The organism is Pseudomonas sp. HP_14, from assembly GCF_055283875.1.
The window spans coordinates 121,815-145,368 of the sequence record NZ_JBTOQI010000022.1; the positions used below are offsets into that span (position 1 = coordinate 121,815).

Genomic DNA, 23,554 nt, shown 5'->3' on the forward strand with positions numbered 1-23,554 from the left:
TTGTATTTTCCACCCCAGCTGATTGAGGCCACAAAGACCGCCTTCGATGAGACGATCAGTGGCTATTTGCTTGATGCTCGCCCAGCAGGTGCAGGGTTCAAGGGGGCCATGTTTTTCGACATCCACGAGCGATCGGTTGATGGCGACACGGTCATTACCGACGACGTAGCGAAGATGGATGAGGAGCAAGGCTACACGGTTGCGGTCACCGTCAGAGGCGAGCGGTATTTGATCGTCAGCTTCCTTTTGTTCATGGTCGAGGAAGTGAATGGAGCTGAGCAGACACTGGTGCTCTCTATGACGCGGAACGCTGCCAGGTCGAACCCCTAGCCACTGCCCTCTCAATCATTGTTGGTCACCACTTTTGGAAAAGGGATATCCATGTCGGACTTCGATGTACAGGACATGATCGGCCCGAGCGCCGTGATGTCAGGAAGCGACGTTGGGCTTGAAGAGGCCATTCGGGTCACCCGGGAGAAATTTCCGGACTCAAGCTTTTGCGTGGTCAAGGAGTGGGTTTGGCTCGATCTAGATGCGCCTGGGCTAGTCGTTGAAGAGTTGGCTCAAGAGCGTAAACAGCCGGTGATGCTGCTGGTCTTCGATGTGCTCTTCGATAGCTCCACGACCTCCAATACTCATTGGTTTCGCTCGACGCCCTTAATTGAGTTTAGTGAGGGCATGTTTTTCCAGACGGCGAACAAGCTCTATGTCCTGCTGGGGCATGGCCGACGCAAATCCATGGCGCTCTCAGCTGTCGTAAGATTGTTTTGAGCCAGGTTATTTATACCCAAGAGGCTCGCGCCTTATGATCAATGCAGTCGTGTTCGACGCGTTCGGCACCACCGTGCGGATCGGACAGCGCACGAACCCTTACCGCGAGCTGATGCGTGAGGGGCGCCGTCGAGGCATTGCACTCACGCCGGAAAGTGCCAATATTGCGATGACAACGGCCCTCTCATTCGATGACCTGGCTTCATCACTGGGCATCTCGCTGACGCCGTCCAAGCGCGAGGAGTTGCATCGAAGGCTGGAGATAGAGCTCTCTTCGATTGAGCCGTATCCGGACGCAGCTGAGGCGATATCACTGTTGAACGAGGCAGGCATCAAAACCGGTCTTTGCTCAAATCTTGCCAGTCCTTATGGGCCGAAAGTCCGGGAAATTTTTCCGCATATGGATGGCTACGCCTTCAGCTACGAGGTGGGGGCTCCGAAACCCGATCCAGGTATTTACCGGTCAATCTGCAGCGAGATGGATGTCGAGCCTGGTCATTATTTCGGTGATGCACTGGGCCGCGTGCTGATGATCGGAGATTCGCAACGGTGCGACCGTGATGGCCCTCGCGTTGTTGGAATCACCGGGTTTTATCTGGATCGTACAGGACGTGGGCAAATCCATGACCTTGTCCAGTTCGCCCGGATGGTAATCGACAGCAACCGTCCCAATACTTGAGCGCAAGCAACCGCTTGCTACCCCACTACTTCGCAACCGGGCTCGCTGAGGGGACATCGAAGTCATCCCCAGTCATCTCAGAATGCAGGCGGTGGTTCAGAAGCACTTGGATGATCGTTCTGACCGACTCTGGCGATGGGACGATTTTGCCGTCGGCATCAAAGTCGATTTTCCAATTTCGCGTCAGATTGACAGCCTGCAATTTAGCCATGAAGTTGGCATCGCTGTAGTAGGCGCGCTGTTGAACAACTGCCATGCGTCGCAGGTGCATGGTGTTGGTGCCAACGTGTTCGATCAGCAGCGCCATGTCCGAGAACACGCTCTGGAAGGTGGCATCCGCCTGTAGCTGTGTGAAGGAGCTAATATAGGTCTGCTTATACTCTAGAAGGGATTCGAAGTTTGGCCGGTTGGTAACCAGAATGTCCCCATTCAGCACAAAAAAGTCGAAGGTCTTGGTGATGGCAAACGTCTCGTCATCAGCGAGGTCGAGGCGATTTTCACGCAAGACCAGATTAATGCGCTGTTTTCGCTTCTTGACCTGCCAATCGCCCGGAAGCTTGCAGACGCAATACAACACAGCCTCTCCATGAGCAAAGCGTGCGACGTAGCCCAGGCTGCCCTGTAGGTCAGAGAAGTCATCAATCAGATGCTCCTCTGGCGGCTGATCCACGACATCCTGCATCTGTGGAAAAAGTGTTTCGTCAGACTCCAAAAACAGACACGAGGATTCGTTTATCTGGGTAATCAGGTCGTAGTCATCAACCTCTGCACACCTGTCGATGCGCGCACTGGCGATATCCTTGAACTCCTCGATCAGCTCTGGTGTGGCAACCACTGATTGGGCTTTGAAGCGGCCACTTTTGCTCTGGCTTTTCTTCAGCGTCCAGACGCTGAGGGTCGCGGCCTCGACATCAAACTGGCGGAGCGCGCTAAGGGCTTGTTCTGCGGGCATCAATCTTGCTCCTTCGACAGAATGTACATTCCTTGGATGTAGCAGCACTTGAGGGTGTCTTTCGGATTCACTGCCGACCTGGACAGCGCCATTCGCGTCCGCTCCTGTTTGGCGGTCACGATATTGAGTTCGTACAGCTGCCAGCCCATCGCGAGCAGCAGCGGGTTCATCAGGATTTGCCCGGATCGGTAGGTGATCAGAAACATCCATCCCAGGAAGACCAGAAATCCATAGAACTTCCCGTCGCTACCTAGATCCAGGCCCATGAATGAGACTACGTAGGGGAACACGTAGTTGATCAGATCGTTGGGAACCGTCTTCGCGTCCTTTACGGTGACTTCGTGATCGCTGGGCAAGTTGCGAAGCACCCACAGGAACACGATCAGACTGATTGAGCTCAACACGAAAAGGGTGAGGGAGCGCCAGCCATTCATGAGCGTCGGCAGTTCGCAGTTCTGCAGAGACCAGCAGATGGACTGTTTCCAACTGGCTTCGGCTACGTCTTGCAACAACAGGATCACGCTCAGCGGAAAGTACGAGCCGAGAAACAGAAACGCAGCAGGTAGGAGCTTGACCTTCATACCCTGTCCTTGGTGAGGCTAAGCGAGGCCTTCACTATGCCTCAGCCGCCCCAGCCGGCAAAGAAGTTAGTAACACGATGATCTTAAATATCAGCTGCGCACAAAGGGGCGGGCGGCCCGCAGGTCGCTCACCGGGCCTGCTGCCACGCGAAGGCGGACAAACACGGATCAACGCGACGATCCGGTTTTCGCCCATGAGTATCAGCGGTTCAGGTTTGGTAGATAGGAAGACGTGTGTGCTTACTTCCGTATTTTCCCTAGCTGGCATTTGATTTCTAACGCTGCATGAGTCTAGGGGGTAATCCCTCTCGGCTCGCGGTGGTGGATACGTCCCGCGCGCAGATCATCAGTGCAGCGTCGTGGCTTGCTTGATCGGCCTCAATCGCTCATTCGCCTCGGCTCTCTCTTGAATAATGAGCGCCTGCTTTCTGCTGATCACTACGCTTACCAAGCGAATGACCGAATTGCTCACCCATACGGGAGCGCCATTTGAAGGTTTCACGGGATCGATGGAGGAAGCGGTCTCAACCGTCGACGGAAGGCGAAAGCCTTTCTGCATCGTCGCCGATTGGAGAGTCATCGAGGTGGACGTCGACGAAGCATTTCGCCAGTGCCTTGCCCGAGATGGGCTCTCGCGCAGATCGTGTACGCGAGCAATGTTCTGTCTCACAGTCAACATATCCACATCTACCACGCCCACTGGAACGGTATGGTTTGACTCGACCTCGTTGTATTGACTAAAGCGGTGGACGGGGCACGAACCGCAAAAAATCGAGCAGACAATGTGATGGGAATCACATTTCGTCAGCTTTCGAAAAGTAAGTACCCTTTAATTTTTTTTCGCTTGACGGAGTTGTATATTTGAGAGCAGGTGAAAAGCAGCTCTCTAGAACTCACTGGCACCTTGTCTCTCTGCCCGATTTTCTGAGGCCGTTTGCTCTTCGCTTTTCGTTCTTGGTCACAGTCTTGGATCAGAAAAAAATGTGTCGGAGCGCAGGGGGGGGCAGAGGGAAGTCGCCCCTTGGAACGGAGGCCACTGCTTTTCATTTTGATCTCAAAGACACGGCTTTTAAAAAACGCCGTAGGTGTGCCTGCTTCACCAGTGTCGGACAACACGTGCAGCTTCGCCAGATGAGATTTTGTGGATATTGAATTTAAAGGCCTTGTGTGGAAAGCAGCCGCGCAGGCTTTCGGCGCGCGACTGCAAAATCTGGTGGAGGAAGGGATTGCCAGCTTCAAACGGGTACCCGGCCTTGATGATCCGACTCGAATCCATGCCGCTCTCATCGGAGCACTCGGCTTTGAGGCGCTGCAGGGCGCTCTAGAGGCGCGAGGCATCGTCGAAAGCGGTTGGAGTGGCGTCGGCTTTATCGTCGTTCGATCGCATCTCAAAACTCATCTGAGATGCCATCTACAATGGCAGCTGATGCAAACAACGGACTGGAGTGATGAGATCGTCGACAGTTACTTGGCGGGAGACCTTGGGTTGTAAGATCCTGGCGCGATGTACCGGTCTTTATGATGATAATTGGAGGTCATGTGACGCAAGAGAACGCGCCAAGGCCACTTGCAGCTCATGAGTTCGAGGCAATAATGCGCGAGTTCGATGAAGCTCAAGACTGGATGCTTGATCAACTGAGGCAGCGTCGAATTGCTCAAGAGCCTCTTCAGGTGCCAGTGGAGCCTGGTCACTGAAACAGTGATCGATAGCACCGTGCATAGGGTAAGTTTTGGCCAGTGTTGAGCACAGGTATTTATCTTGATCCCGATGAAGCCGAGATTTTGCCTGCTCAACTCAACGGAATGTCAGTGCTGAGACTGTCAGCCCAGGTTTGGACGGATAGGTGGTCAATAACGCGGCCAGCGCCAACATCCGCCAAGGCCGCGCGGGTCAGCCGGCTACGCTCATCTCTGACGTCTCCGCTTCTATCGCCATCAACGTCGCTAATCCCCATCCCTATCAAGTAATCATTCATGAATGTCTAGCTCCGCTTTCAATGGTAGTGCCAGCGTCATCCTACGCTCGCTAGCGTGTGACTGATAGAATTGGAACAGCAAATATGCCTTACCTTCGAGACGACGCATGACCCATGACCTGACAGAAGAAGAGATGCGCCGCGCGCTTTTTGGTGACCCTGAACCTGCATCTCAGGTTACCGCTGCTCCAATTCCGGAGCCCATCCCCGAAGTGGTGTTCGTAAAGCCAGTGCCGTCTACAGCAAAGAAGAAAGCGGCGAAGGCATTCACACCGAGACTGCGAGTCACGCTCCGTGTGGGTAACGAGTTTGAAGGCAAAACGTTTGAGCTGATTCATGAAGCGGACACGCTCAGCAAGCTGTTGGCGGAGCAAGAGGCGATGAAAGCAGCTAGGAAGAAATTTCGGTATGTAGAAGTCGTCTCTGTAAAATCTATGTAGTCGAAGTATCTCGTCTCCGCTGCTCCCAAACGCTGAATGGAATATACTTGCACTCCGTAATCAACCTTCGAGCATTGAATAAAACGATGGGTTTTGAACAATTAGCTGAGCTGCGTGACCGCCTGCGGGCTGAAAAAGAGCCGCAAAAGGTGGATAACGTGAAACAGCCTAAGCGCAAGTCCTCATCGCAGGTTAAACCTCGTATTCAGGATCCAGCGGTGGAAGCGATCTGGCCGTTGCAGAAGCATTTTCCACTGGCCTTCCCTGTCAACCCGGCGCCAAAGGTTCCGCTTAAAGAAGGCATTCTTAAGGATGCTGAGGAACATCTAGAGCTACTTGGGTTGACCCCTGAGCAGCTGAAGTTGGGTATCTCGACTTGGTGCCGGGGAACACGGTACTGGGCAAGCATGGCGGAGAATGCACCGCGCTTGGACTTGAGCGGTCAGCCAGCCGGCGTGGTGACTGCCACTCAGGCTGTGCATGCCAAGCAGCAGGCTTCACGGCAACGCGGTCAAGACCGACGGCATCGTGCGAAGTCAAAAGAGGGTGGGCAGGCTGCAGTTGCCGCTGCTGGGGTAGAGCAGACTGCGAACTGAATTCAGTCTAGGTTTGGTGGTGGAAGTCTGAGAGATACCCATGGAGATCATGAGCACGGCCTCACTCAGCACTAGGTGACCGAGAGATGAGGGGTAGCAGGCGCCGCCAACAGCGCCCTGGTGGGCCGCTATCGCGGAAGGCTATCGTGACCGAGCCTACGCATTACCGCTTCGTCTCGGCCCTCCCGGGCTTCCAGCCTCCCATCCGCGTGCTCCGCTTGCACATAGCAACATCCGCATACGTGGGCTTGTGGCTCAGTCAGTATCGGCTGACTGCTCATGCCTGCTGAGCCATTCCCCGATATTCATCCCATTCGTACCAGTCTGTTGGGGCCTGAAAAGGGTTACAAAGACGAACCTTTCCTTTCGGCGTCTGACCCATGACCCTTATTCTTTCTCGCCCTTCAAAAACACGGCGTAAATTTGGCATTGTTCTCGACGCCGGCATGACGGATGCTCCGCGCCTGGTCGGCCCAGAATCTCTCAGTTTTAGCAAATGAGTCGCTTTTGCTTGTCAATAATCACCTCCCCAGGCGTTCTTGCGGGAGCGTTCAACGCAGAGCTTTCTATATTGGGGGATGGATGTGAGTAACAAAACCAGAAATGATACGGCCACAAGCTTGATGAGCGAACACAGCACAGAATATTGCTTGGTTCCTCGAATGCTGACCATTTTGAGGCAATCTTTTCAGGATGTTACGCCAATTTTTCCAGCAATGATGAGAGAGTTCGGTAAGAAATCATACCAACAACAGAATGGTATATTTCGCGTGTTAGCGCTCTTTCCTCGCCGCCCAAAAGTCACGAACGATCCCTCATCCGGGATCTCTGTGACAATAAGTCAAGAGCTTTATCGGTTTGACGATTTTATGAAAGTCAGAGGCATATATACAATTGCAGGGTGCCCAATGGTAAGGACGATATGGGATCTGTCCCGCGATCCACAAATAGCTTGGATCGATATCCAGCATGCTTCGTTGAACAACTACCTTAATCAAATGGATTGTGTTAGTACATCTGGCGCGTTATTGACGGATCAGGAAATACTAAAGCAGGTCTCAGAGTCGCGAACGTTTTCGCTAGATGGCTTGGGCGATATCGTGCGGGAATGTAGAGAGGTCACTGGCGCAACGTTCATGTACGGCCCTAAATATAAGCCCGTTTTTTTTCTAATCAGGTAAGCAGTAAAGTAATTTTGGAGGACAGTGAAGGCGAATAGATCAGTTTATTCGCCTCATGCTGCTTATTAAAAAATGGCCGAATGATCCGTAATTAGCGTTGAACCGTATCTGGCCGGTTGCTGGCTGATATGGTTGTGGGTGCCGATTCCCAGCAGCTCCAGAACATTCGGGCTGTAACAGGAATGCCTTCATTGAACCCGCCTGAGCCCTTCTTGGGCATGGGAGTGCGGACTCGAATTCGCTGGGCAGCTTGGAACAGCAGGAGTGGGTTGTGATGGGCCATTCCTTTACCGGTACGAGTGAGCATCCAAACCTCGACCTCGTGAGCCTGCCGACGAGCTCGCTCCTTAGCTTCTTGAATTCCCTTTCGCCAAATCGATGAACTCCGATGTTGATACAACTGTGTTGCCCAAGCATCATGGAGTACGGCTTGTCCAGGGCCATTGCTTCGAACGCATTCAGCGACGTCGGAAGATGCTTTTCCAAAGCCGGTCAAGAATAGGCTTGATAGCTTCATGAGCTGTGGAGCAATTGCTCGAAATGTCTTTAGCTGGAATCACATCAACGGTTGACCATGTCTCGGTTCGGCATTCCCCGATGTCGACGTAAGCCGCAGTGATAGCATTTTTCATCGCAGCGTCCTCAGGTGATGGATTATTTGTGGGCTCGCCCGGCGCCTTCGCGGCTCTAAGTCTGGCTGTCGAGGTCACTATGCAGGACGGCTTAAGGGCTATTCGGACAGCCGCCTGGCCGAACAAACCAACGGAACCCCATTCAAGGCCATCAGGCGAGCATGGGGTTGGTGAGCGTCCGGTTTAAGCAGCGACCCTGACGGCTTCCATGAATTTCTGGAGGCGGGCTGAGTCAGTGCCTTTCAACAAAACCTTCGGTGGCGCGTCATGGATGACTTCGCCGCTTTCCATGTACACCACGCGATCAGAGACGTTGAAAGCGAAGTTCATCTCGTGAGTAACAATCACCATGGTCATTCCTTCTTCCGCCAGCTGAGTTATGACCTTTAGCACGTCATTCACCAGCTCGGGATCAAGCGCGGAAGTCGGTTCGTCAAACAACATCACGGCAGGCTCCATCGCCAGGGCTCGTGCTATCGCCACCCGCTGTTGCTGGCCACCGGACAATTGGTGTGGGTATTTGTTTGCGTGCTCGGCCAAGCCCACCTTGGTCAGCATTGCGAGGCTTAATTGTTTGGTGGCCTCGTAGCTATCATGTTGGTGATAAAGGGGGGCCAGCATAACATTGTCCAGAACGGTACGATGTGAGATGAGGTTGAAGTTCTGGAACACCATCCCAACGTGAACGATGCGACTGGGATTTTGCCGGCTTTTTTTCGCTCCGGCGTTCTCAGTCCCGGCTAAAAACGGTTCGCCCTGCAGAAGAACTTCACCCCTGTTGAGAGCTTCTAGGCCGTTCAAACAACGAATCAGGGTAGTTTTTCCGGATCCGGAGGGGCCGATAATGGATATCACCTCACCCCATTTCACTTTTAGTGAAACGCCTTTGATGACTTCATGTGAGCCGTAAGATTTTCGGCCTTCGACCAGCTCCAGCGCATATTCGCCTTTCTGTTCTAGTTTGAGGGCTTTGGACACGGTCGCTGGCTTAATAACGGTCTCCGACGATCTGATGACTCCAGGTTGTCGACGTGTGATGTCAAGTCTCCGCTCAAGCGTTTTGAGCAAGAACCCGAATACCGTCACGATGAGGACGTAGTAACAAGCGACCGCCGTCAAAGTCTCTAAGATCAGAAAATTCTGGGTGTACAGACGTTCGCCAACTAGCAGAATTTCGGCGAGTGAGATGACCGATGCCAGGGAGGTGAGTTTAACAATGGTGATGTATTCGTTAATAAGTGTTGGCAGGGCAATTCGGAATGCCTGTGGGACGATGATCAGTCGTTGGATGCCCACGTAACGCACCCCAAGCGCTTTCCCGGCCTCAACCTGCCCGCGAGCAACTGACAGTAATCCACCACGATGGATCTCGGCAATATAAGCCGCTTCGCTGAGAACCAGAGCAACCAGGCCGGCAACAAATGGGCTTCCAAGCCAGGTGCTAGTTGAAGGAAAGACTTGGGGGATATTGAAGATGAACACCAATAACACCAGCAATGGCAGGCTTCGGAAGAACCAGATGTACAGACCGGCAGTGTGGCTTAAAAAATTGTTCGAAGACTGCTTGCCAAGAGCCAACACGAAGCCGGCGATAATGCCCAAGAGCCACGTGGTTACACTGAGCTCGATGACTGTCCAAGTAGCATTCCAAAATGCTGGCTCGAAGAACAGGGTGAGGATATAACTCCAATCGAAAGACATAATAAACTCCTGCGGGCAGCTTGATGAAGCTGCCGTGTATTCTTATGGTCGAGTTATTTATTTGCCTGCATATGCAGCGGCAATGTCGTCTTTGGTCGGCTCTTGCAGGTTATAGCTTGAAAGCAATGCTTGATATTCACCGCTCTCCTTCAAACGCTTAAGTTGCTCTTCTAGAGCAGCCGCCAATGCGGTATTTCCCTTCGCGATTCCCAGTCCGATAACCACTGGTTCAATGATGCTCTTTGAGGTGATTTCCAGCCTGCCTTTCGTTTGCTTGACGAGCATCTGTGATACGGCAGCATCTTCGAACTGAACGTCTGCAGCCCTCGACAATAAGGCTTGGGCCGCCACTGGAGACGATTCATATTCCTGAACTTCGATGGCGCCCTTGCCAGCAGGAGTGCAGTATTCACTGGACAGCTTTGCCAAGTTTGGTACCCAGGCGGCCCCTTTAAGCGAGGCTACTTTTTTTCCGCAGAGATCGTTCATGGTCTCTGGCCGGAATTCACTGCCTTTGAGAGTCATGAGCGATCCACCGGTTTTCAGATAGGGCACATAATCAATCTGTTTCGCCCGCGCCGGGGTGATGTACAGTGCAGAGGCAACAACATCAAACTTTTTGCCAGAGAGGCCGATTACGAGATTGGCAAATCGGGTGTCATCAATGCGCGGCGTAAGCCCCATGCCTTTGGCGATTTTTGACATCAGGTCAGCGTCAAATCCAGCTGGAGTATTCTTGTCGTAGTAATCGAACGGGGCCCAGGTAAGATCTGAGCCGATGGACAGTACGCCGCTGTTGAGGGTTTGAACCTCTTCAGCGTTAGCATTGATTGCTACTGCGCTGAATCCGCTGATAAGTAACACATTGAAGATCTTCGAAATACGCATGATATAATCCTGAATGAAAAAGACGGTTATGCTGCGCAAGGGACAGGATGCGCAGGTTCATTGTTTTAGAGGTCACACTTCAGAGACCAAAAAAAGCTTCAAAGCGCGGAACTCGTGGTAACGAAATCCATGGTTAGCTCCAAGTGTTTAACCGGCAGTCATTCAAATTGCTCTAGCAGCCATGTACGTGGGCAAGGCATGCCGATGTATTTCGGCTTATAGAGTTTGGTGTTGAGCGTCTTATCTTTTTTTGGTGTTGCCCCGAAACGAGTAAAAGTGGAAATCTCCAGGCGGGCTGATCGAGCTCAGAATCCTGCTTTACTGATGATCTCGCTGCTTTCTTGTCCTCCTGGATTCGAAATGGTCAAGTGGTTATCTGGCTTCGGACAGCTTAGTGATCCTAGGCTTAATAGCCCTTGAGGGAGAATATAAACCTAGCCGCACCATAATTGGTCTCTGAAATTGATGCCCTGGAGAGAAAATTTATCGTGTGCCGGATGGCTCGCATTTTGGCGTGGTGGCGAGTCGTGGAGTCCAGGGGCACGGTTCTCCCTTTTTTACAATCCTATGGGCTATTGATCCTGGCAGGCACCTCGAACATGCAAGGTACGCCCCACTGGGCGACTTGAGGTGTGCCGCAACCCACATCTCGCGGATGTGGGCGGCCACTCACTGCTGTTCAGGTCGATCCCTGCCCATCCACTGGCTGGGTATGAAAACGAACGGCGAAGCATGTCACTGTACAGCGGATCTGTTTCGATCAGTTGTCGATGATCACCATCTCACGCGGAGCTCGGCGAGTCAGAATTTCCGGGCCGGAGCTCGTGATATGGATGTTTTCCTCGTGCACGAGCATCTTGCCAGGGGCATATTCCATGCCGGGCTCAATGGTAATAACCATCCCTTCGCGCAGCACGGTATCGTCAGTTGGCATGTGAGATGGTGGTTCGGTCAATTGGAGGCCTAGGCCATGACCCAAGCGTCCCACGTTGTTGCGAAGCATCCCTGCTGGCTCAAGAATGCCCATCATGGCTTTCCAAAGCTCTGAAACCTTGGTGCCCGGACGAGAGATTGCAAACGCAGCTTCAGTGGCGTCCCAAATTGCCTCGTTTGCACGCAGTGCAGCGTCTTCCACTTTGCCAAATCCGAAGTTGCGGTCGAAGTCACAGAAGTACCCGTTGACCGTCGCGCCGACGTCAATGATCAAAACGTCACCGTTTTCGATCACTCGGTCGCTGGGGCGGGAGATGATTTGCTCATAGCCACCTGGGCCAGAAGCTGCAGCCATGAACGGAAGTGCGTGCGCGCCGCCGGAAATGATGTCTACGGACAAGGCTTTACTAATGGCCAGCTCGGTTTGACCGCAACGAGCATGAGCGGGAAGTTTGTCGAATGCATCGCTCACGATGGTGCAGGACTGGCGGATGTACTCGACTTCGCCTGCAGATTTGATAGCCCTAACGCTCCAGATGCAGGGAGAGCCATCCACCAGATCGACGCTACCCAATTTTTCCTTGAGGAGGAATAGATCATTTACAGGCATCCGAATCACGGATTCGCGCCCCATTTCCATCCCGACTCGGCCATGACGGCGAGGAAGAGAAAGTAGGGCGTCGGTGAGCAATGTTACGCCTTCATCCGTGGGGCGTGGTGCCGGCCAGCTCAACGTTTTACTGATCCAGGAGCCTTGCAGCAAAGGCGCGCCGATTTCTGGAACGACCGCAATGCATCCGCCCTCGGCAGGAATAATGAAAAACCATGGCCGAGTAGGGCTTTCCCAGAACTGGCTATCGAAGCCGCTGAAATAGCGGAAGTTGGGAGGGGAGGTCACGAGCAAAGCATCGAGCTTATGCAGATTCATTTCCGCCTGCACGCGAGACACTCGGTTTGAAAACTCTTCACTGGAAAATGCGATGTTCATGGCTGTATCTCCAACAGTTTTTCTTTATATGGATCAATTCTTGGATGTAGCGAGCGTCCACATTGCGTTAGCCAGAATCTGAGCCCCTAAAACGAGATCGTCATCAGGTGTGCTTTCTCGTGGGTTGTGGCTGATCCCTTTGCTGCTCTGAACAAACACCATGGCGGATGGGCAGACCTTCGACATCATCTGGGCGTCGTGGCTTGCCCCAGACACCATTCGCCGGTTCGACGCTCCGATGAGATCTGTGGTGGATTGAAGTAATGCGCAGAGGCCTTCATCAAATTGCACCGACAACGCTTTCGAGAGCGGCTGAAGTTTTACCTCGAACCCCTCATCCTGAAGTTTCGTCGCCTCAGCTTGGAGCAACGCTTCCGCTTTCCGGAGCTGGGTGTCATTGGCATCTCGGAAGTCAATCGTGAACCTGGCTTTACCTGGCACCACGTTTATAGCGTTCGGCTCCAGCGCAAATGTTCCTATGGTGGCCACATTCGGAAGCCGATCTTTTATCGAGCACTCCTGGAGCTTGCAGGCCAACTGCATGGCCGCAATGCTGGCATCTTTGCGCAAGTCCATCGGGGTTGTCCCTGCGTGGTTTGCACAGCCGATAATCTCCACCTGCCACCAAGAATGCCCTTGTAGCGCTCCCACAATCCCAATCTGTGTTTGGGTGGCTTCCAGCACTGGGCCCTGCTCGATGTGAAGTTCTAGAAAGCTTTCAGGAATGAATTTCCAAGGATCGACCTTACCTGCATAGCCGATGCGTACGAGCTCGCCCTGAAAGGATTTTCCATCCCTGGTTTCGACTGCCAAGGCTTCATCCAGGGCAATGTCCTTAGCGATAACGCGCGATCCCAAGAGATCTGGCGAAAACCTTACTCCCTCTTCATTGCTAAACACGGCAACGGCAATAGGTTTGTCAGGCACCAGGCCGGACTCACTGATGGCGTGGAGCAGTTCGACACCTGCGATGACGCCATAGCAACCATCTAAAAAACCGGCCCTTGATACGGTATCGATGTGTGATCCAGTCATTACTGGTCGAGTACCGGCAGAACCGTCAAGTACGCCGAACATGTTCCCGATTTGGTCAATGTGTAGGGAGGCTCCTGCTTCAGCAAACCAGCTCGCAATTAGATCCCGGCCTTGCTTATCCTCATCGGTCAAAGCAAGACGTGTGCCTCCGCCGCCCGATAATCCACCAATCTGGCCTAGCTCTTGGATCCGTCTCAGCAACCGCTGAGCATTGACCTGAGGAAAGTTCATGGTAGTGCCTTGGCTTGGGCTAGAAGCTGAGCGTACAACTCAGGATCGGTGGCTCCTTCAGTGTTTATCACCAGAGCCACCGAGTCCTTGTTCAGATGCAAGGATTGTCTGATTTCAGGATCCTTGAGAGCTGCGAGCAACCCACCCAGTGAAGCCGCACCGCTTTCGCCCCCTTCTATAACAGGGTCGGGGGAGTGGTCGTGTGCCATGGCCGCCATTGCGTAGAGAGCTTCCTGATCGGAGATCGTAAGGAAAGCGGTAGCGGTCTGTTGAAGGATGCGCCAAGCAATCATCGAAGGCTCAAAGCATTCCAGCATTGCCATAACCGTTGATTCACCATGATCAATTCTGGTGGCTTCACCCTTGATGGCACTTTCGTAAATGCATGCAGCTTTTTCAGGTTCTACCACGACTATTTTGGGAGCCAGTTCTCCGTAAACGAAAGTGAAATACGCTGCCAGCGCAGCGGCGAATCCACCTACCCCTGCTTGGAGGAACACATGAGTCAAACTACGACCGCTGGTCTCAATCTGCTGCACGATCTCGTCTGCCATTACCAGGTAGCCCTGCATCACCCATGTGGGAATTTCTTCATACCCGGGCCATGAGGTGTCTGATACGACAATCCACTGATTTTGATTTGCCGCCTCGGTGGCGTATGCCACTGAGTCGTCATAGCTTCCAGAAACTCGCTCTACTTCAGCGCCAAGTGCCGCGATCGCGCCGGCTCTGCTTTCACTGACACCAGCATGGACGAAAATGACAGACCGACATCCCACGACTTTAGCCGCTGCTGCCACAGCCCGACCGTGGTTGCCATCAGTAGCACATGTGATCGTCATGGAGGCCGCGACTTTTTGCACTTCGGGGGACTGGATGTCGCTTGGCGGGACAGTTTTGCCAAGACGCTTGCTCGCTTCCTGGAGGACAACTCGAATCACAGCGTGTGCGCCGCCCAGCGCCTTAAAGCTTTTGAGGGCTGAACGCTGGCTTTCATCCTTCACAAGGATGGCCCCTACGCCTCGATCGGCAGCTAGACCTGGGAGGCTGAACAGCGGAGTAATCTTGTACTCGATGCACTCCAGGTGACTGCGAATTTCACTGAGGCTGGCAGGGGTAAATGCCCTCATCGCGGCATCTGGCGCATGCATCTTTGCATGAACGTTATTGTTGTATCGCATTTTGGAAGACACCTTCGTTGCATGGGGCATGGGGAGAATATATGCTCACCATGACCATAAATGGTCTCGCTTTTCAGTGCTTCTAAGAGAAAATTTATCTTAAGTGGAGGTTGTATGCGTGAGAAGGCTCCCCAGATGGACGCGTTCGACCTCCACTTGCTTGAGCTAGTCCAAGGCAATAATCAGTTGCCTATGAGAGAGCTGGCCGAGGTCGTAAACCTCTCTCTGCCTGCGGTGGCGAAACGGTTACAACGACTCCGTAAATCGGGTGTGATCATGGCTGATCGAAGCATCCTGGCGCCTGAGATGGTGGGGGTTAATACCACCGTGATCGTCAATGTTTCGGTGGAAAGCGAAGTGATCGAACAGCTCGACTCGATCAGGCAGCGGTTCTTGGATTGCCCACAAGTCCAGCAGTGCTACTACGTCACGGGTGATGTCGATTTCATTCTGATTCTTGCCGTCAAGGACATGAAAGAGTACGAGAGGCTTACCCGTGAACTGTTTTTCGAGGGGGGCAACATCCGAAGATTCAAGACGTTCGTGGCTATGGACAGAGTGAAAGTTTCTCTGGATTTAACCTTGTAAATCTAGGGTGTCTATAGGCCCCGTTATTTCAGTAAGTCAGCCCACGGCCTGAGCTGCAGCCGACCCATTTTGCCCCTTGCTCGCCGGAATGACGCTCATCTGGTTGTAATACGAACGGAGGAACATTGGGAAGATAGTTAATCTGCGGATTCCACGCCATCCGGACACTCAGCCCACCAACATCCGGACACCCGTTCCACGATCATCCGGACAGGCAGTCGGAGCGCAGCGACGCAGGTTCGCATTGTTAGTCTGAAGTCCCTGCTGTCGTCAATTTCGTTGCGCGTCTGCGCATCGACTCGCCCTTCAGTTCGATCCGATAAGCGTTGTGCACCAGCCGGTCGAGGATCGCGTCGCCCAAGGTCGGATCGCCGATCAGCGCATGCCATTTGTCCACCGGCATCTGGCTGGTGACCAGCGTCGAGCGGTTGCCGTAGCGGTCGTCCAGCAGCTCAAGCATGTCGCGTCGTTGCGCGGCAGTAAACGGTGCCAGGCCCCAGTCGTCCAGGATCAGCAGGTCGGTCTTGGCGTAGCCGGCCATCAGTTTGGCGAAGCGGCCGTCGCCATGGGCCAGGCCCAGCTCCTCCATCAAGCGCGGCAGGCGCAGGTAACGCACGCTGTAGCCGTCGCGGCAGGCCTTGTGGGCTAGCGCGCAGGCGAGCCAGGTTTTGCCTACGCCAGTTGGCCCGCCGATGATCAAGTTCAGGCCATCACGCAGCCACTGGCCACCGCCCAGTTGCAGGATCATGGCCTTGTCCAGGCCACGCGGGCTGCGGTAGTCGATGTCTTCCAGGCAGGCGTTGTGGCGCAACCGCGCCGCTTTGAGGCGAGTAGTCAGGCGGGCGTCTTCGCGCTCGGTCACCTCACGGTCGACCATCAGGCCAAGGCGTTCATCGAAGCTCAAATCATTGATATCGGGCGTTGCGTGTTGCTCGCCCAGCGACTTGATCATGCCGTGCAGGCGCAGGGTTTGTAGCTTGTCGAGCGTTGGATTCGGTAGCATTTCGAAGCTCCTTTCTCAGGTCAGTGGTAGTAGCCCGGGCCACGCAGGTTGATGTGCTCGTCGGGCAGTAGCGGCAGGTTTTGCTGAGCCAGCGGCAGGCGCTCCAGCCCTTGGCGCAGGATCGATTCGAGGCTTTTGTAGCTGCATGCGCCCAGTGCCAGCGCCCGCTGGCACGCGGCTTCCAGCCGCGCTTCGCCGTGCTGTTTACTCAGGCGCAGGATGCCCAGGCAGGCGCGGAAGCCGTGCTGAGGGTGGATTCGGCGTTCGAGGATGTAGGCGATGACGCCAGCGGTGTTTGGCCCGGTCTGCTCTGCCCAGCGGATCAGCCGTTGCGGTGTCCACTCGGCGTGTTCGCGGTGGCTCTTGGGCATGTGCTCGGTTTGGGTGGTGTGGCGGCCTTTGTGCAGCGAGCGCAAGTGGCTGACCACGTCGACCTTGGCGGCACAAAGGCGGTAGTGCTCGCAGAACCAGCTGTATTGGAAGCCTTGCGGGTGAGCGAGTCTATATTCCTGCCAGAGCAAGGCCAGAGTGACGCCGGGGCGGCGCAACTCCGCGTGTACCCACGCCCAGTCAGGCATTGGGCGCTGGTCGGTCGGCACCGGCACTGCCGGTGGAAACAGCCGTCGATTCAACTCCGCATCAGAAATATCGATGGGCCACTGAAGCCCACTGGCGGCGAACCGGCAAAGGTAATCCCCTGCACTCGAATGGCCGATGGATAAGCTGGCGGCGATCTTGCGCACGGACAGGCCGGCGTCGAACTTTAGGCGTAGTACCTCTCGGATTTTACGCATGGATAAACGCTCCACGACGACCTCTTCGCTTCGAAAAAAGAGGTCGATAGTAGTGAATAGTCCTGCGTTGCTGCCTGCCTGAAAGTGTCCGGATGGCCGTGGAATCGGTGTCCGGATGCTTGTGGAATGAGTGTCCGGATCAGGGTGGAATCAGTGTCCGGATGTCGGTGGAATGGGTGTCCGGATGGTCATGGAATCCCCAGTTAATCAAGACTGGTACGTCGTACCCACACCGCAAAGGTGTCGGATTTTCCTTGAGCTTTTACTCCACTTGGGCCATGGCCAGAGGGGGTAGTTGCCTGATGCGGGCGATTGCAAACTGTTCGCAGTAGCACCCCGCTGATTCGGTGTCTATCTGCTTGAGCTTGAAGGCCAACCACTGATGGGGGATGCCGGATGCTTCTCATTGGACTCGGCCATGAGCAAAAAACTCTACATCAAGACGCCCGTCAGTCTCATGAAGCCATCGTGAAGCGATTGGGTCGTGCCAAGGGTCGCAGAGTCGTTCCTTTGCGCCGAAGGCGCTGCTCATCGTTGGGATCAAAAAACCACAAAGCCATATCTTTAGTGAGATAGCTTCGTCCAAATTTGAGGAATGGAAGAATTCGCATCCCCCGGTATGCAATCCAGATGACTAGCTGAGGGTTTGTAACTAACATTAAACTCACAAGCGACACCATTAGGATCTCTGGAGAACTTCATGTCCCGCCTTGCCGAATTCCGGAAACTCGAACAGCAGCTCGCAGCCCAATTGGCGGAGTTGGAAACGCTGAAAAACGACGACGGGTTGAAAAGGGAAATCGAGTTTGAAACCAAACTACGGGATCTCTTAGCTGAGCATGGCTAAAGCCTGCGTGATGTGATCAACATCCTTGATCCCCAGGCTGGCAGCCGAAAAGCCGCACGAGCAGGCTCTGAAAAAACTGTTCGTCGTGCGCGCACTGTGAAGATCTACAAAAACCCTCACAACGGTGAGGTCGTCGAGACGAAGGGTGGGAACCACAAGACGCTGAAAGCGTGGAAATCAGAGTTCGGAAGCGATGAGGTTGAGTCCTGGCTGGCTCAGGCTCGTGGTGAGGCCGGGGGTAGAGGCGCCAGTTTTACCTGAAGCCGCTTGCGTAAGGGTACCGGGGCGATGGGGCAACATTGGAACCGACTGGAGCGGTTACCCGTCCATCAATGACCAAGTTGCTCAAGATGAGTGGATGCGGCATGGTCTTTCTCCCTGTATCACCTGGTCGTCACTGCGAGTCCAGATAATCCAGCGTCAAGATTCGACGCCATCTGCCTGACGAGTTCGAGTGGCTGCTTGCTGTCAATGACCAACTAGATGAGGTCGCGCTGACTGCGGGGCAATTTTTTGACCACGTTCTTCGCTGCGGCCCTGACGCCTGCATCTGTGCCGTGGATTTCTGCGGCCAAAAGCAGGACGAGGGTAGCGTGGGATAGGTTTCGGCAGAACCCAACGCATAAAACAAGAGCCAGAATGCCCTGCTCTTGGTTTGCCGACCTTCGAAAAGCCATCCTCTGTAGACAGCGGAGTGGAAGTGCGCGTCCTGCCATTCAAGAAGCAGTATGCGACGCGCATAACACTATGACGCTATGGCAATTTCGCGGTCAGCTTTTGGAGTTGAGATTCCAACTGTTCGCGGTATTTGTGATCAGTGGTGAGTTCGCATGCCGCTGCCATGCTGGCGACGGCTTTTTCTACGTCACCCAAGGCCTCCCAACATTGGCTTTGCTGGGCATGATAAATATTCCTCCTGCCTTGGTTTTTTTCTTCATTTTCAACCATTTCCAATGCAAGCGTCGCAGATTCAATTGCAAGCTCTGGGGTACCCAAGGCCAGCTCAGCCCGGGTCTTCTGATAGAGTACCCAGTGATCAACACGGTCTGGGGGTACCTTGGCAATCGCCACCAAGGCATCTGATGCTCTATTAGCTTCAATCAATGCCTTCGCTACCACACGGGCTGTGTAAGAAGTCAACCGGTCACCGCGACTGACTTCATCTGCGAAACTACAGGCGGCTTCGTTGAGTTCATTGGCAAGCGCCTGCTTCCCAGCCGAGCGAGCCGCAACAGCAACATTTGTCAGCCCTTCGCACGTATTCGACCATTGTCGCGCCTCTACGGAGTTGGGACGAATCGTCAGCATTTCTGGAAATGCCTCAGCGAGCACAAGGCAGATATCAGCGTGGTGATACCCATACAGGCTAGTGAGAGCCAGAAATGCTTCATAGAATTGATCGAAGCCTTCCAGCGCCGAAAGTCCAACGACATCGGCAAGCTGTTGCACCTTTACCGAATCATCCTTGATTTGATTACTAAGCGTAAAGTAGCTCCTAAGCCTGCTAATGGCTGCTAGCGAAACGCGAAGCGGAACCTTCTCCGGCGAATCAAGCGTGCGGTCGATAAGATATCTGTTGGCTATCTCACCCTCTGCCACCATTGTCTGTGGTACACCTTTCTGGGTACCTAGATGTGCAACCTGACCGTGAGCAGCGTGCCAATCGGGTTGTTCAGTCAGTAGGCGCTTGAAGCAATCCAGCGCCAGCTCTGGCTTAGCGCAGCGACGAAACGCTTTCCCTTGATGGTGCATCAGCTCTGCTCGCACTTCTGGATCAGAAGCCGAATCGAGAGCTTGGCCATATTCTTCAGCGCATCGTTCGTAATACGCGCTGCGGTCTTCCTGAGGCAAGGTATAGGCGTGTGCCTCCTTGGCATCTACGACGCACAGCAGCTGGGCCATCGGCATATCACCAGTGACTGGGGTGTCCTGCAAACTGGGCGCTATATACCTGATAGGGTCAACCTGCATGAGCGCGTATGTCAGCCAATCAGGCGCCCTATCCCCTTTTCGGTGATTCGCAGACTTAAGTTGCGCGACGGCCAAATGGATCTGGCGCAGCGTGCTTGGAACCATTTCACCGTGACTGAGACTCACATACTGTTCGATGGCGGTGGCCAAAACGCCGTCGTCCTCAGCGGTGCGTACTGCCCGGCAAATAAGCTCATGCACGGCAACAGTTGAGGAGGTCGCAGTTCGGCTAAGAATTGCCAATCTCTGTAGCGCCGCTCGCGTCATCGTGCCGATGAAGCTGTTGAGAAATTTTATTTCGTAGGTTCTACAGCCACCATTGGCGATCTTGACCAAGGCGTTGCGGTTTTCCGGACTCAACTTTCCCAGCATCAGCGAGAGTATTGAGGTGCCATCTGCTTGCTGTGCTTCACCAGGGTTCTCAAGCACCTCCAGATACAAATCTTCTTTGGATATATCGTCCTCGTCACCAAGACTTCGCACGATCGATAGAATGAGAGGTGAGAATCGACACTCTTCGACAAACCTTCGACAAGCGTCAGTAGCAGTTGCCTCGCTTTCATCTAAAATTTGAAGCGCTGTTTTATGGGAGACTCGCTCAATCGGGACACAAATCTTAGCCTCCTCCTTACCAGTTGCTCCAATCTGAGAGGTTACCAGCACTCTGCCGCCATGATTGAACCCGGCAGCCAGCTCTACCTGTAACTGGCTGGGCTGCAACGCACGAGTCAGATCATCGACGATAAGCAGGGTTTTAGAGGCATTGAATATCCCCGCAACGTTGATGGCGACCCCGCCGCGAACCCGTTTTATCGCGCTAAGGGCTACATCAGGCCTCCAATCCTCTCCGGAAATCCAGATATAGTTTTCGTATTCATCCAATGTCTCGCGAACGTAATTGATTGCGGCTTGAGTTTTGCCTGCTCCGCTGAGCCCATGTAGCACACAGATCTGAGGGCCGGCAGCGAAATGGTCGCGAATCTGGCGAAAGAAAATCTCTTCACTTTTGAAATCCGCACAAACCGGCGGCACACGACCAAAGTATGCGTAATTGTCAAGATTCTGACCAAAATCTGGAAAATATTCGCGAAAAAAATCGGCGTGATTAGCATTGTCGACGGATGCATCGAATATATGCTCAGCGAGATCACGTGCGCTTAGAAATCGAATCTGTTCCGAGTAATCTTCGGCTAGCTTGGTTTTGTTAAATTTAACACGGAAGGACGCCGGCTGTTCCTCGCTAGAGACCAAGTAGATTCTCTCAGGAACTCGACCAGCGCAATGTGCCAATACATGGGTCAAATCTTTTTCAATTTTTGCAAATTTAGTACTTTCATCGGCAGTTTTTACACCAATAAAATAATCTTCTTCAGTACTATATTCACCCACCACTTTGAAATCGTGAGAGTAGGTATCTAAGGTGTAGCCGACAGGCTTGTAGTCCTTGTTCACGCCGCGCTGAATCAGGGGGAAACCTTCAAGGATTTCGAGAACTTTGTGACCTACAAACTCAAGTGACACGGCATCAATTTCAACTATTTCTTCGATCAAGTCTTTGACGATGCGTTTTCGAACAAACTGAGCCATTCATTCCCCCTTAACCATCAGATTTTGTGCGGCGACGAGCGAACGTAAGCGTCGCTTAACCTCGATCTATCCGTCCTGGTAGCCCTCATTTCTGCCACCAGCCTACCGTCCGGTGTATTTTACCTGAGCCGGATGACGTAATGCGGCGATCATTTTTTCTTTGCGCTCAGCTGGTTGCCTGTACGCCCTATGTGGTGGACAAAAATGGAAGCGTAGTGAGGCTTTCGGCTGCCGCAATTTGCCAGACCATTTCGAGTGGCTGCTTGCTTTCGATGACTAGGTAGATGAGGTTTCGCTGACTGCGGGGGAGTTTTTTGACCACATTCTTCGCTGCGGCCCTGACGCCCGCATGCGTGCCGTGAATTTTTGCGGCTAAAAGCAAAACGAGGGTAGTGTGGGTGGTGTACGCGCCCTCGGTGTCGTCACCATACAGCATACGTGATTATGTGGAGTTGAATGAGCACCATTTCTACAGTCCGGTCAACTACAAAAACGCCTGTGAGCGACACTGCCTGGAATGTTGGCTTGGCGTGGCTGAACTCGTAGATATTGCTCCAAAAAATAACCAAAGCAGCAGAGTTGGAGGTTCTTGGGCCACTCGCCAATGAGCACTGGTACGATGTCGCCCTCTACAAGGAAATAGACCAAGGTGATCTTGGTGCTACGTACAGTGAGTACTTTCACCAGGGCTGCCACCTGGCAATCCTCCAATTGTGGCGGTTGGTTACTGATCGGTCGATTTTTTTACCTCACGGCATCATGATTTACCCGCAGGGGAGACTGGATTTGAGTAGTGTAAGACTTGATAACAAGCTGCTGACCAAAGCTGCTTGTTCTCAGGTTAGCGCTTCAGGGGTGCGTCTTAAAGAATTAGATAAATACCCTCTTCTGGTGATCCCGTTAAGGTTTTCATGGGACTCACTTGTGCAAGGTGATCACAAAGCACATATGGAGATGATAGCAAGTGTGTCTGAGGTTGCGGACGGTCTCTGTTTTGATTTGATCAACTACATAGGGTGTAGGTTGGAGCATCTGTCGGCAGAAACTAAGCCAGCGTCTCCAGGACAGTTGATGTCTAATCGAATGATGTCTGCGATGTTATTGGTAAAGTCTGGTGACATGGACTCCGTATTCTTAGCGGGGGCTGCATTTACGCATGCACTGACGAAAGGGCTTGGACTTGATCTGCGTCAGCCTGAGTGGGATCAATTTCCAGCTGATGGGGAAGTCGGAAAGTTTGCTACTCATGCGTTGTCGCTGTATTCACAAATGCTTCAGGCGCAGTCGGCCACCTCGAAATTCGTACAGGCACTGAGTTTAATAGAGTTTTTAGCATTTCCAACTGAGTATAAGCCGTTCAAAAAAGTAAAAACGGTGGTGTCGCGCTATATGACGAATTGCCTTGTGGAGCGCAAGCGAATACTTGACAGGTTCGAGGATCTTACTGGCAAAATCGATGAGGCTACTAAAGAGCAGATAGGTTTGCGAACCAGAATTGTGCACATCGGTTCGCGACTTGAACAGTTGGTTAAAGCCCGGGTTGATCGGGAGGAATTGTTTGGTGAACTCGATGACTATATTCGAACTATGATAGATCCCATGATCGAGCATTCGTACATGTCGCACTCGGTGTATGAAGAAGTTAAGGAAACTATGTAGGGGGTATTTCGTATCCTAGAGCTTACGTGTTGGGGTTAGCGAGGGTTACGGCCCTAATTAGGGCAGAACATGCAGGCCGCGCATGAGATCCGGAGATTAAGGTTCTGGGCCCCCCCCACTTCTTTGGGGCCATGCTGCCCAGCTCGTGACATCAATATATAAAGTGATGGCGCAGGTCTTTCCTTTCTCGCGCCTGTCAAATGGAAAGCAGCGTGGGCGGTGGAGGCCGGGATGATCCTGATCTAGAAAATGGCGGTGATAAGGATGGGTTCGGACTGAGGATTTCGCGGCTGCCGATACATCAACACAGTGCCTCTTGAATGGCCTTGGGTGTTGACCT

General features: G+C 53.2%; 19 protein-coding genes and 4 pseudogenes. 10 read left to right on the top strand and 13 right to left on the bottom strand.

Annotation, left to right across the window (positions count from 1 at the left end; translation table 11 throughout):
• From ACYASS_RS15220 to ACYASS_RS15230, 3 genes are read left to right on the top strand one after another with little or no spacing between them, the layout of a single operon-like run.
• Positions 1 to 330, top strand: coding sequence for a hypothetical protein (locus ACYASS_RS15220; protein WP_463586735.1), 330 nt, complete (start codon positions 1 to 3; stop codon positions 328 to 330).
• 51 nt (positions 331 to 381) lie between these two features.
• Positions 382 to 771: a DUF6957 family protein gene (locus tag ACYASS_RS15225; protein WP_463586736.1), complete on the top strand. Its 390-nt coding sequence runs from the start codon at positions 382 to 384 to the stop codon at positions 769 to 771.
• Between the two features lie 34 nt (positions 772 to 805).
• A complete protein-coding gene (locus tag ACYASS_RS15230; protein ID WP_463586737.1) occupies positions 806 to 1,450 on the top strand; it encodes an HAD family hydrolase in 645 nt (214 codons plus the stop codon).
• A 25-nt stretch (positions 1,451 to 1,475) separates the two neighbouring features.
• Here ACYASS_RS15230 and ACYASS_RS15235 read toward each other — a convergent pair whose 3' ends face one another.
• Positions 1,476 to 2,402, bottom strand: a complete 927-nt coding sequence (locus ACYASS_RS15235) for a Kiwa anti-phage protein KwaB-like domain-containing protein (RefSeq protein WP_463586738.1) — start codon at positions 2,400 to 2,402, stop codon at positions 1,476 to 1,478.
• Complete coding sequence (locus ACYASS_RS15240; protein ID WP_463586739.1) at positions 2,402 to 2,983, bottom strand: hypothetical protein; 582 nt, start codon at positions 2,981 to 2,983, stop codon at positions 2,402 to 2,404. Before ACYASS_RS15240 ends, ACYASS_RS15235 begins: the two co-directional genes overlap by 1 nt.
• 1,141 nt (positions 2,984 to 4,124) lie before the next feature.
• Between ACYASS_RS15240 and ACYASS_RS15245 the strand changes: the two genes are divergently transcribed.
• Positions 4,125 to 4,475, top strand: coding sequence for a hypothetical protein (locus tag ACYASS_RS15245; protein ID WP_463586740.1), 351 nt, complete (start codon positions 4,125 to 4,127; stop codon positions 4,473 to 4,475).
• A 298-nt stretch (positions 4,476 to 4,773) separates the two neighbouring features.
• On the opposite strand, the pseudogene ACYASS_RS15250 reads toward ACYASS_RS15245, so the two are convergent.
• Positions 4,774 to 4,902, bottom strand: a pseudogene (locus tag ACYASS_RS15250) (CopG family transcriptional regulator); the annotation flags it as partial.
• 164 nt (positions 4,903 to 5,066) lie between these two features.
• Between ACYASS_RS15250 and ACYASS_RS15255 the strand changes: the two are divergent.
• The 3 genes and pseudogenes from ACYASS_RS15255 to ACYASS_RS15265 form a co-directional block, all read left to right on the top strand.
• Positions 5,067 to 5,399, top strand: a complete 333-nt coding sequence (locus ACYASS_RS15255) for a hypothetical protein (protein ID WP_463586741.1) — start codon at positions 5,067 to 5,069, stop codon at positions 5,397 to 5,399.
• 86 nt (positions 5,400 to 5,485) lie between these two features.
• Positions 5,486 to 5,995, top strand: coding sequence for a ProQ/FinO family protein (locus ACYASS_RS15260; protein ID WP_463586898.1), 510 nt, complete (start codon positions 5,486 to 5,488; stop codon positions 5,993 to 5,995).
• A gap of 1,282 nt (positions 5,996 to 7,277) precedes the next feature.
• Positions 7,278 to 7,451, top strand: a pseudogene (locus tag ACYASS_RS15265) (FAD-dependent oxidoreductase); the annotation flags it as partial.
• A gap of 540 nt (positions 7,452 to 7,991) precedes the next feature.
• Here the strand turns inward: ACYASS_RS15265 and ACYASS_RS15270 are convergent.
• The 5 genes from ACYASS_RS15270 to ACYASS_RS15290 all read right to left on the bottom strand — a co-directional run bounded on the left by ACYASS_RS15270 (position 7,992) and on the right by ACYASS_RS15290 (position 14,765).
• The gene (locus tag ACYASS_RS15270; RefSeq protein ID WP_463586742.1) at positions 7,992 to 9,509 is read right to left on the bottom strand and encodes an amino acid ABC transporter permease/ATP-binding protein; all 1,518 of its coding nucleotides are present in this window, start codon (positions 9,507 to 9,509) and stop codon (positions 7,992 to 7,994) included.
• A 57-nt stretch (positions 9,510 to 9,566) separates the two neighbouring features.
• Positions 9,567 to 10,397 carry an ABC transporter substrate-binding protein gene (locus ACYASS_RS15275; RefSeq protein WP_463586743.1) on the bottom strand — a complete coding sequence of 277 codons (831 nt, stop codon included), beginning with the start codon at positions 10,395 to 10,397 and terminating at the stop codon, positions 9,567 to 9,569.
• Positions 10,398 to 11,157: 760 nt separating this feature from the next.
• Positions 11,158 to 12,318: a M24 family metallopeptidase gene (locus ACYASS_RS15280; protein WP_463586744.1), complete on the bottom strand. Its 1,161-nt coding sequence runs from the start codon at positions 12,316 to 12,318 to the stop codon at positions 11,158 to 11,160.
• A 33-nt stretch (positions 12,319 to 12,351) separates the two neighbouring features.
• Positions 12,352 to 13,584 carry a hydantoinase/carbamoylase family amidase gene (locus ACYASS_RS15285; RefSeq protein ID WP_463586745.1) on the bottom strand — a complete coding sequence of 411 codons (1,233 nt, stop codon included), beginning with the start codon at positions 13,582 to 13,584 and terminating at the stop codon, positions 12,352 to 12,354.
• Complete coding sequence (locus ACYASS_RS15290) at positions 13,581 to 14,765, bottom strand: diaminopropionate ammonia-lyase (RefSeq protein WP_463586746.1); 1,185 nt, start codon at positions 14,763 to 14,765, stop codon at positions 13,581 to 13,583. The genes ACYASS_RS15285 and ACYASS_RS15290 overlap by 4 nt, the downstream gene beginning before the upstream one ends.
• 114 nt (positions 14,766 to 14,879) lie before the next feature.
• Between ACYASS_RS15290 and ACYASS_RS15295 the strand changes: the two genes are divergently transcribed.
• On the top strand, positions 14,880 to 15,353 hold the full coding sequence (locus ACYASS_RS15295) for an Lrp/AsnC family transcriptional regulator (protein ID WP_463586747.1): 474 nt from the start codon (positions 14,880 to 14,882) through the stop codon (positions 15,351 to 15,353).
• 247 nt (positions 15,354 to 15,600) lie between these two features.
• Here ACYASS_RS15295 and istB read toward each other — a convergent pair whose 3' ends face one another.
• On the bottom strand, positions 15,601 to 16,356 hold the full coding sequence (istB, locus tag ACYASS_RS15300) for an IS21-like element ISPsy14 family helper ATPase IstB (protein WP_025992911.1): 756 nt from the start codon (positions 16,354 to 16,356) through the stop codon (positions 15,601 to 15,603).
• A 20-nt stretch (positions 16,357 to 16,376) separates the two neighbouring features.
• Positions 16,377 to 17,150, bottom strand: coding sequence for a hypothetical protein (locus tag ACYASS_RS15305; RefSeq protein WP_463586748.1), 774 nt, complete (start codon positions 17,148 to 17,150; stop codon positions 16,377 to 16,379).
• A gap of 700 nt (positions 17,151 to 17,850) precedes the next feature.
• Here ACYASS_RS15305 and ACYASS_RS15310 point away from each other — a divergent pair.
• Positions 17,851 to 18,258, top strand: a pseudogene (locus tag ACYASS_RS15310) (histone-like nucleoid-structuring protein, MvaT/MvaU family).
• Positions 18,259 to 18,380: 122 nt separating this feature from the next.
• On the opposite strand, the pseudogene ACYASS_RS15315 reads toward ACYASS_RS15310, so the two are convergent.
• The 3 genes and pseudogenes from ACYASS_RS15315 to ACYASS_RS15325 all read right to left on the bottom strand — a co-directional run bounded on the left by ACYASS_RS15315 (position 18,381) and on the right by ACYASS_RS15325 (position 21,991).
• Positions 18,381 to 18,635 (bottom strand): annotated as a pseudogene (locus tag ACYASS_RS15315) (DUF7740 domain-containing protein).
• Between the two features lie 115 nt (positions 18,636 to 18,750).
• Complete coding sequence (locus tag ACYASS_RS15320) at positions 18,751 to 21,555, bottom strand: tetratricopeptide repeat protein (RefSeq protein ID WP_463586749.1); 2,805 nt, start codon at positions 21,553 to 21,555, stop codon at positions 18,751 to 18,753.
• A gap of 187 nt (positions 21,556 to 21,742) precedes the next feature.
• Positions 21,743 to 21,991: a DUF7740 domain-containing protein gene (locus tag ACYASS_RS15325; RefSeq protein ID WP_463586750.1), complete on the bottom strand. Its 249-nt coding sequence runs from the start codon at positions 21,989 to 21,991 to the stop codon at positions 21,743 to 21,745.
• Between the two features lie 113 nt (positions 21,992 to 22,104).
• Between ACYASS_RS15325 and ACYASS_RS15330 the strand changes: the two genes are divergently transcribed.
• Positions 22,105 to 23,214: a hypothetical protein gene (locus ACYASS_RS15330; RefSeq protein ID WP_463586751.1), complete on the top strand. Its 1,110-nt coding sequence runs from the start codon at positions 22,105 to 22,107 to the stop codon at positions 23,212 to 23,214.
• Positions 23,215 to 23,554: the final 340 nt, after the last annotated feature.

Excerpts from the sequence above, each read along its gene's own strand:
- ACYASS_RS15295 (WP_463586747.1), top strand. The coding sequence starts at position 14,880 with ATGCGTGAGAAGGCTCCCCAGATGGACGCGTTCGACCTCCACTTGCTT.
- ACYASS_RS15290 (WP_463586746.1), bottom strand. The coding sequence starts at position 14,765 with ATGCGATACAACAATAACGTTCATGCAAAGATGCATGCGCCAGATGCC.
- ACYASS_RS15240 (WP_463586739.1), bottom strand. The coding sequence starts at position 2,983 with ATGAAGGTCAAGCTCCTACCTGCTGCGTTTCTGTTTCTCGGCTCGTAC.
- ACYASS_RS15230 (WP_463586737.1), top strand. The coding sequence starts at position 806 with ATGATCAATGCAGTCGTGTTCGACGCGTTCGGCACCACCGTGCGGATC.
- ACYASS_RS15235 (WP_463586738.1), bottom strand. The coding sequence starts at position 2,402 with ATGCCCGCAGAACAAGCCCTTAGCGCGCTCCGCCAGTTTGATGTCGAG.
- istB (WP_025992911.1), bottom strand. The coding sequence starts at position 16,356 with ATGCTACCGAATCCAACGCTCGACAAGCTACAAACCCTGCGCCTGCAC.
- ACYASS_RS15225 (WP_463586736.1), top strand. The coding sequence starts at position 382 with ATGTCGGACTTCGATGTACAGGACATGATCGGCCCGAGCGCCGTGATG.
- ACYASS_RS15275 (WP_463586743.1), bottom strand. The coding sequence starts at position 10,397 with ATGCGTATTTCGAAGATCTTCAATGTGTTACTTATCAGCGGATTCAGC.
- ACYASS_RS15320 (WP_463586749.1), bottom strand. The coding sequence starts at position 21,555 with ATGGCTCAGTTTGTTCGAAAACGCATCGTCAAAGACTTGATCGAAGAA.
- ACYASS_RS15260 (WP_463586898.1), top strand. The coding sequence starts at position 5,486 with ATGGGTTTTGAACAATTAGCTGAGCTGCGTGACCGCCTGCGGGCTGAA.
- ACYASS_RS15305 (WP_463586748.1), bottom strand. The coding sequence starts at position 17,150 with ATGCGTAAAATCCGAGAGGTACTACGCCTAAAGTTCGACGCCGGCCTG.
- ACYASS_RS15280 (WP_463586744.1), bottom strand. The coding sequence starts at position 12,318 with ATGAACATCGCATTTTCCAGTGAAGAGTTTTCAAACCGAGTGTCTCGC.
- ACYASS_RS15285 (WP_463586745.1), bottom strand. The coding sequence starts at position 13,584 with ATGAACTTTCCTCAGGTCAATGCTCAGCGGTTGCTGAGACGGATCCAA.
- ACYASS_RS15255 (WP_463586741.1), top strand. The coding sequence starts at position 5,067 with ATGACCCATGACCTGACAGAAGAAGAGATGCGCCGCGCGCTTTTTGGT.
- ACYASS_RS15270 (WP_463586742.1), bottom strand. The coding sequence starts at position 9,509 with ATGTCTTTCGATTGGAGTTATATCCTCACCCTGTTCTTCGAGCCAGCA.
- ACYASS_RS15325 (WP_463586750.1), bottom strand. The coding sequence starts at position 21,991 with ATGCTGTATGGTGACGACACCGAGGGCGCGTACACCACCCACACTACC.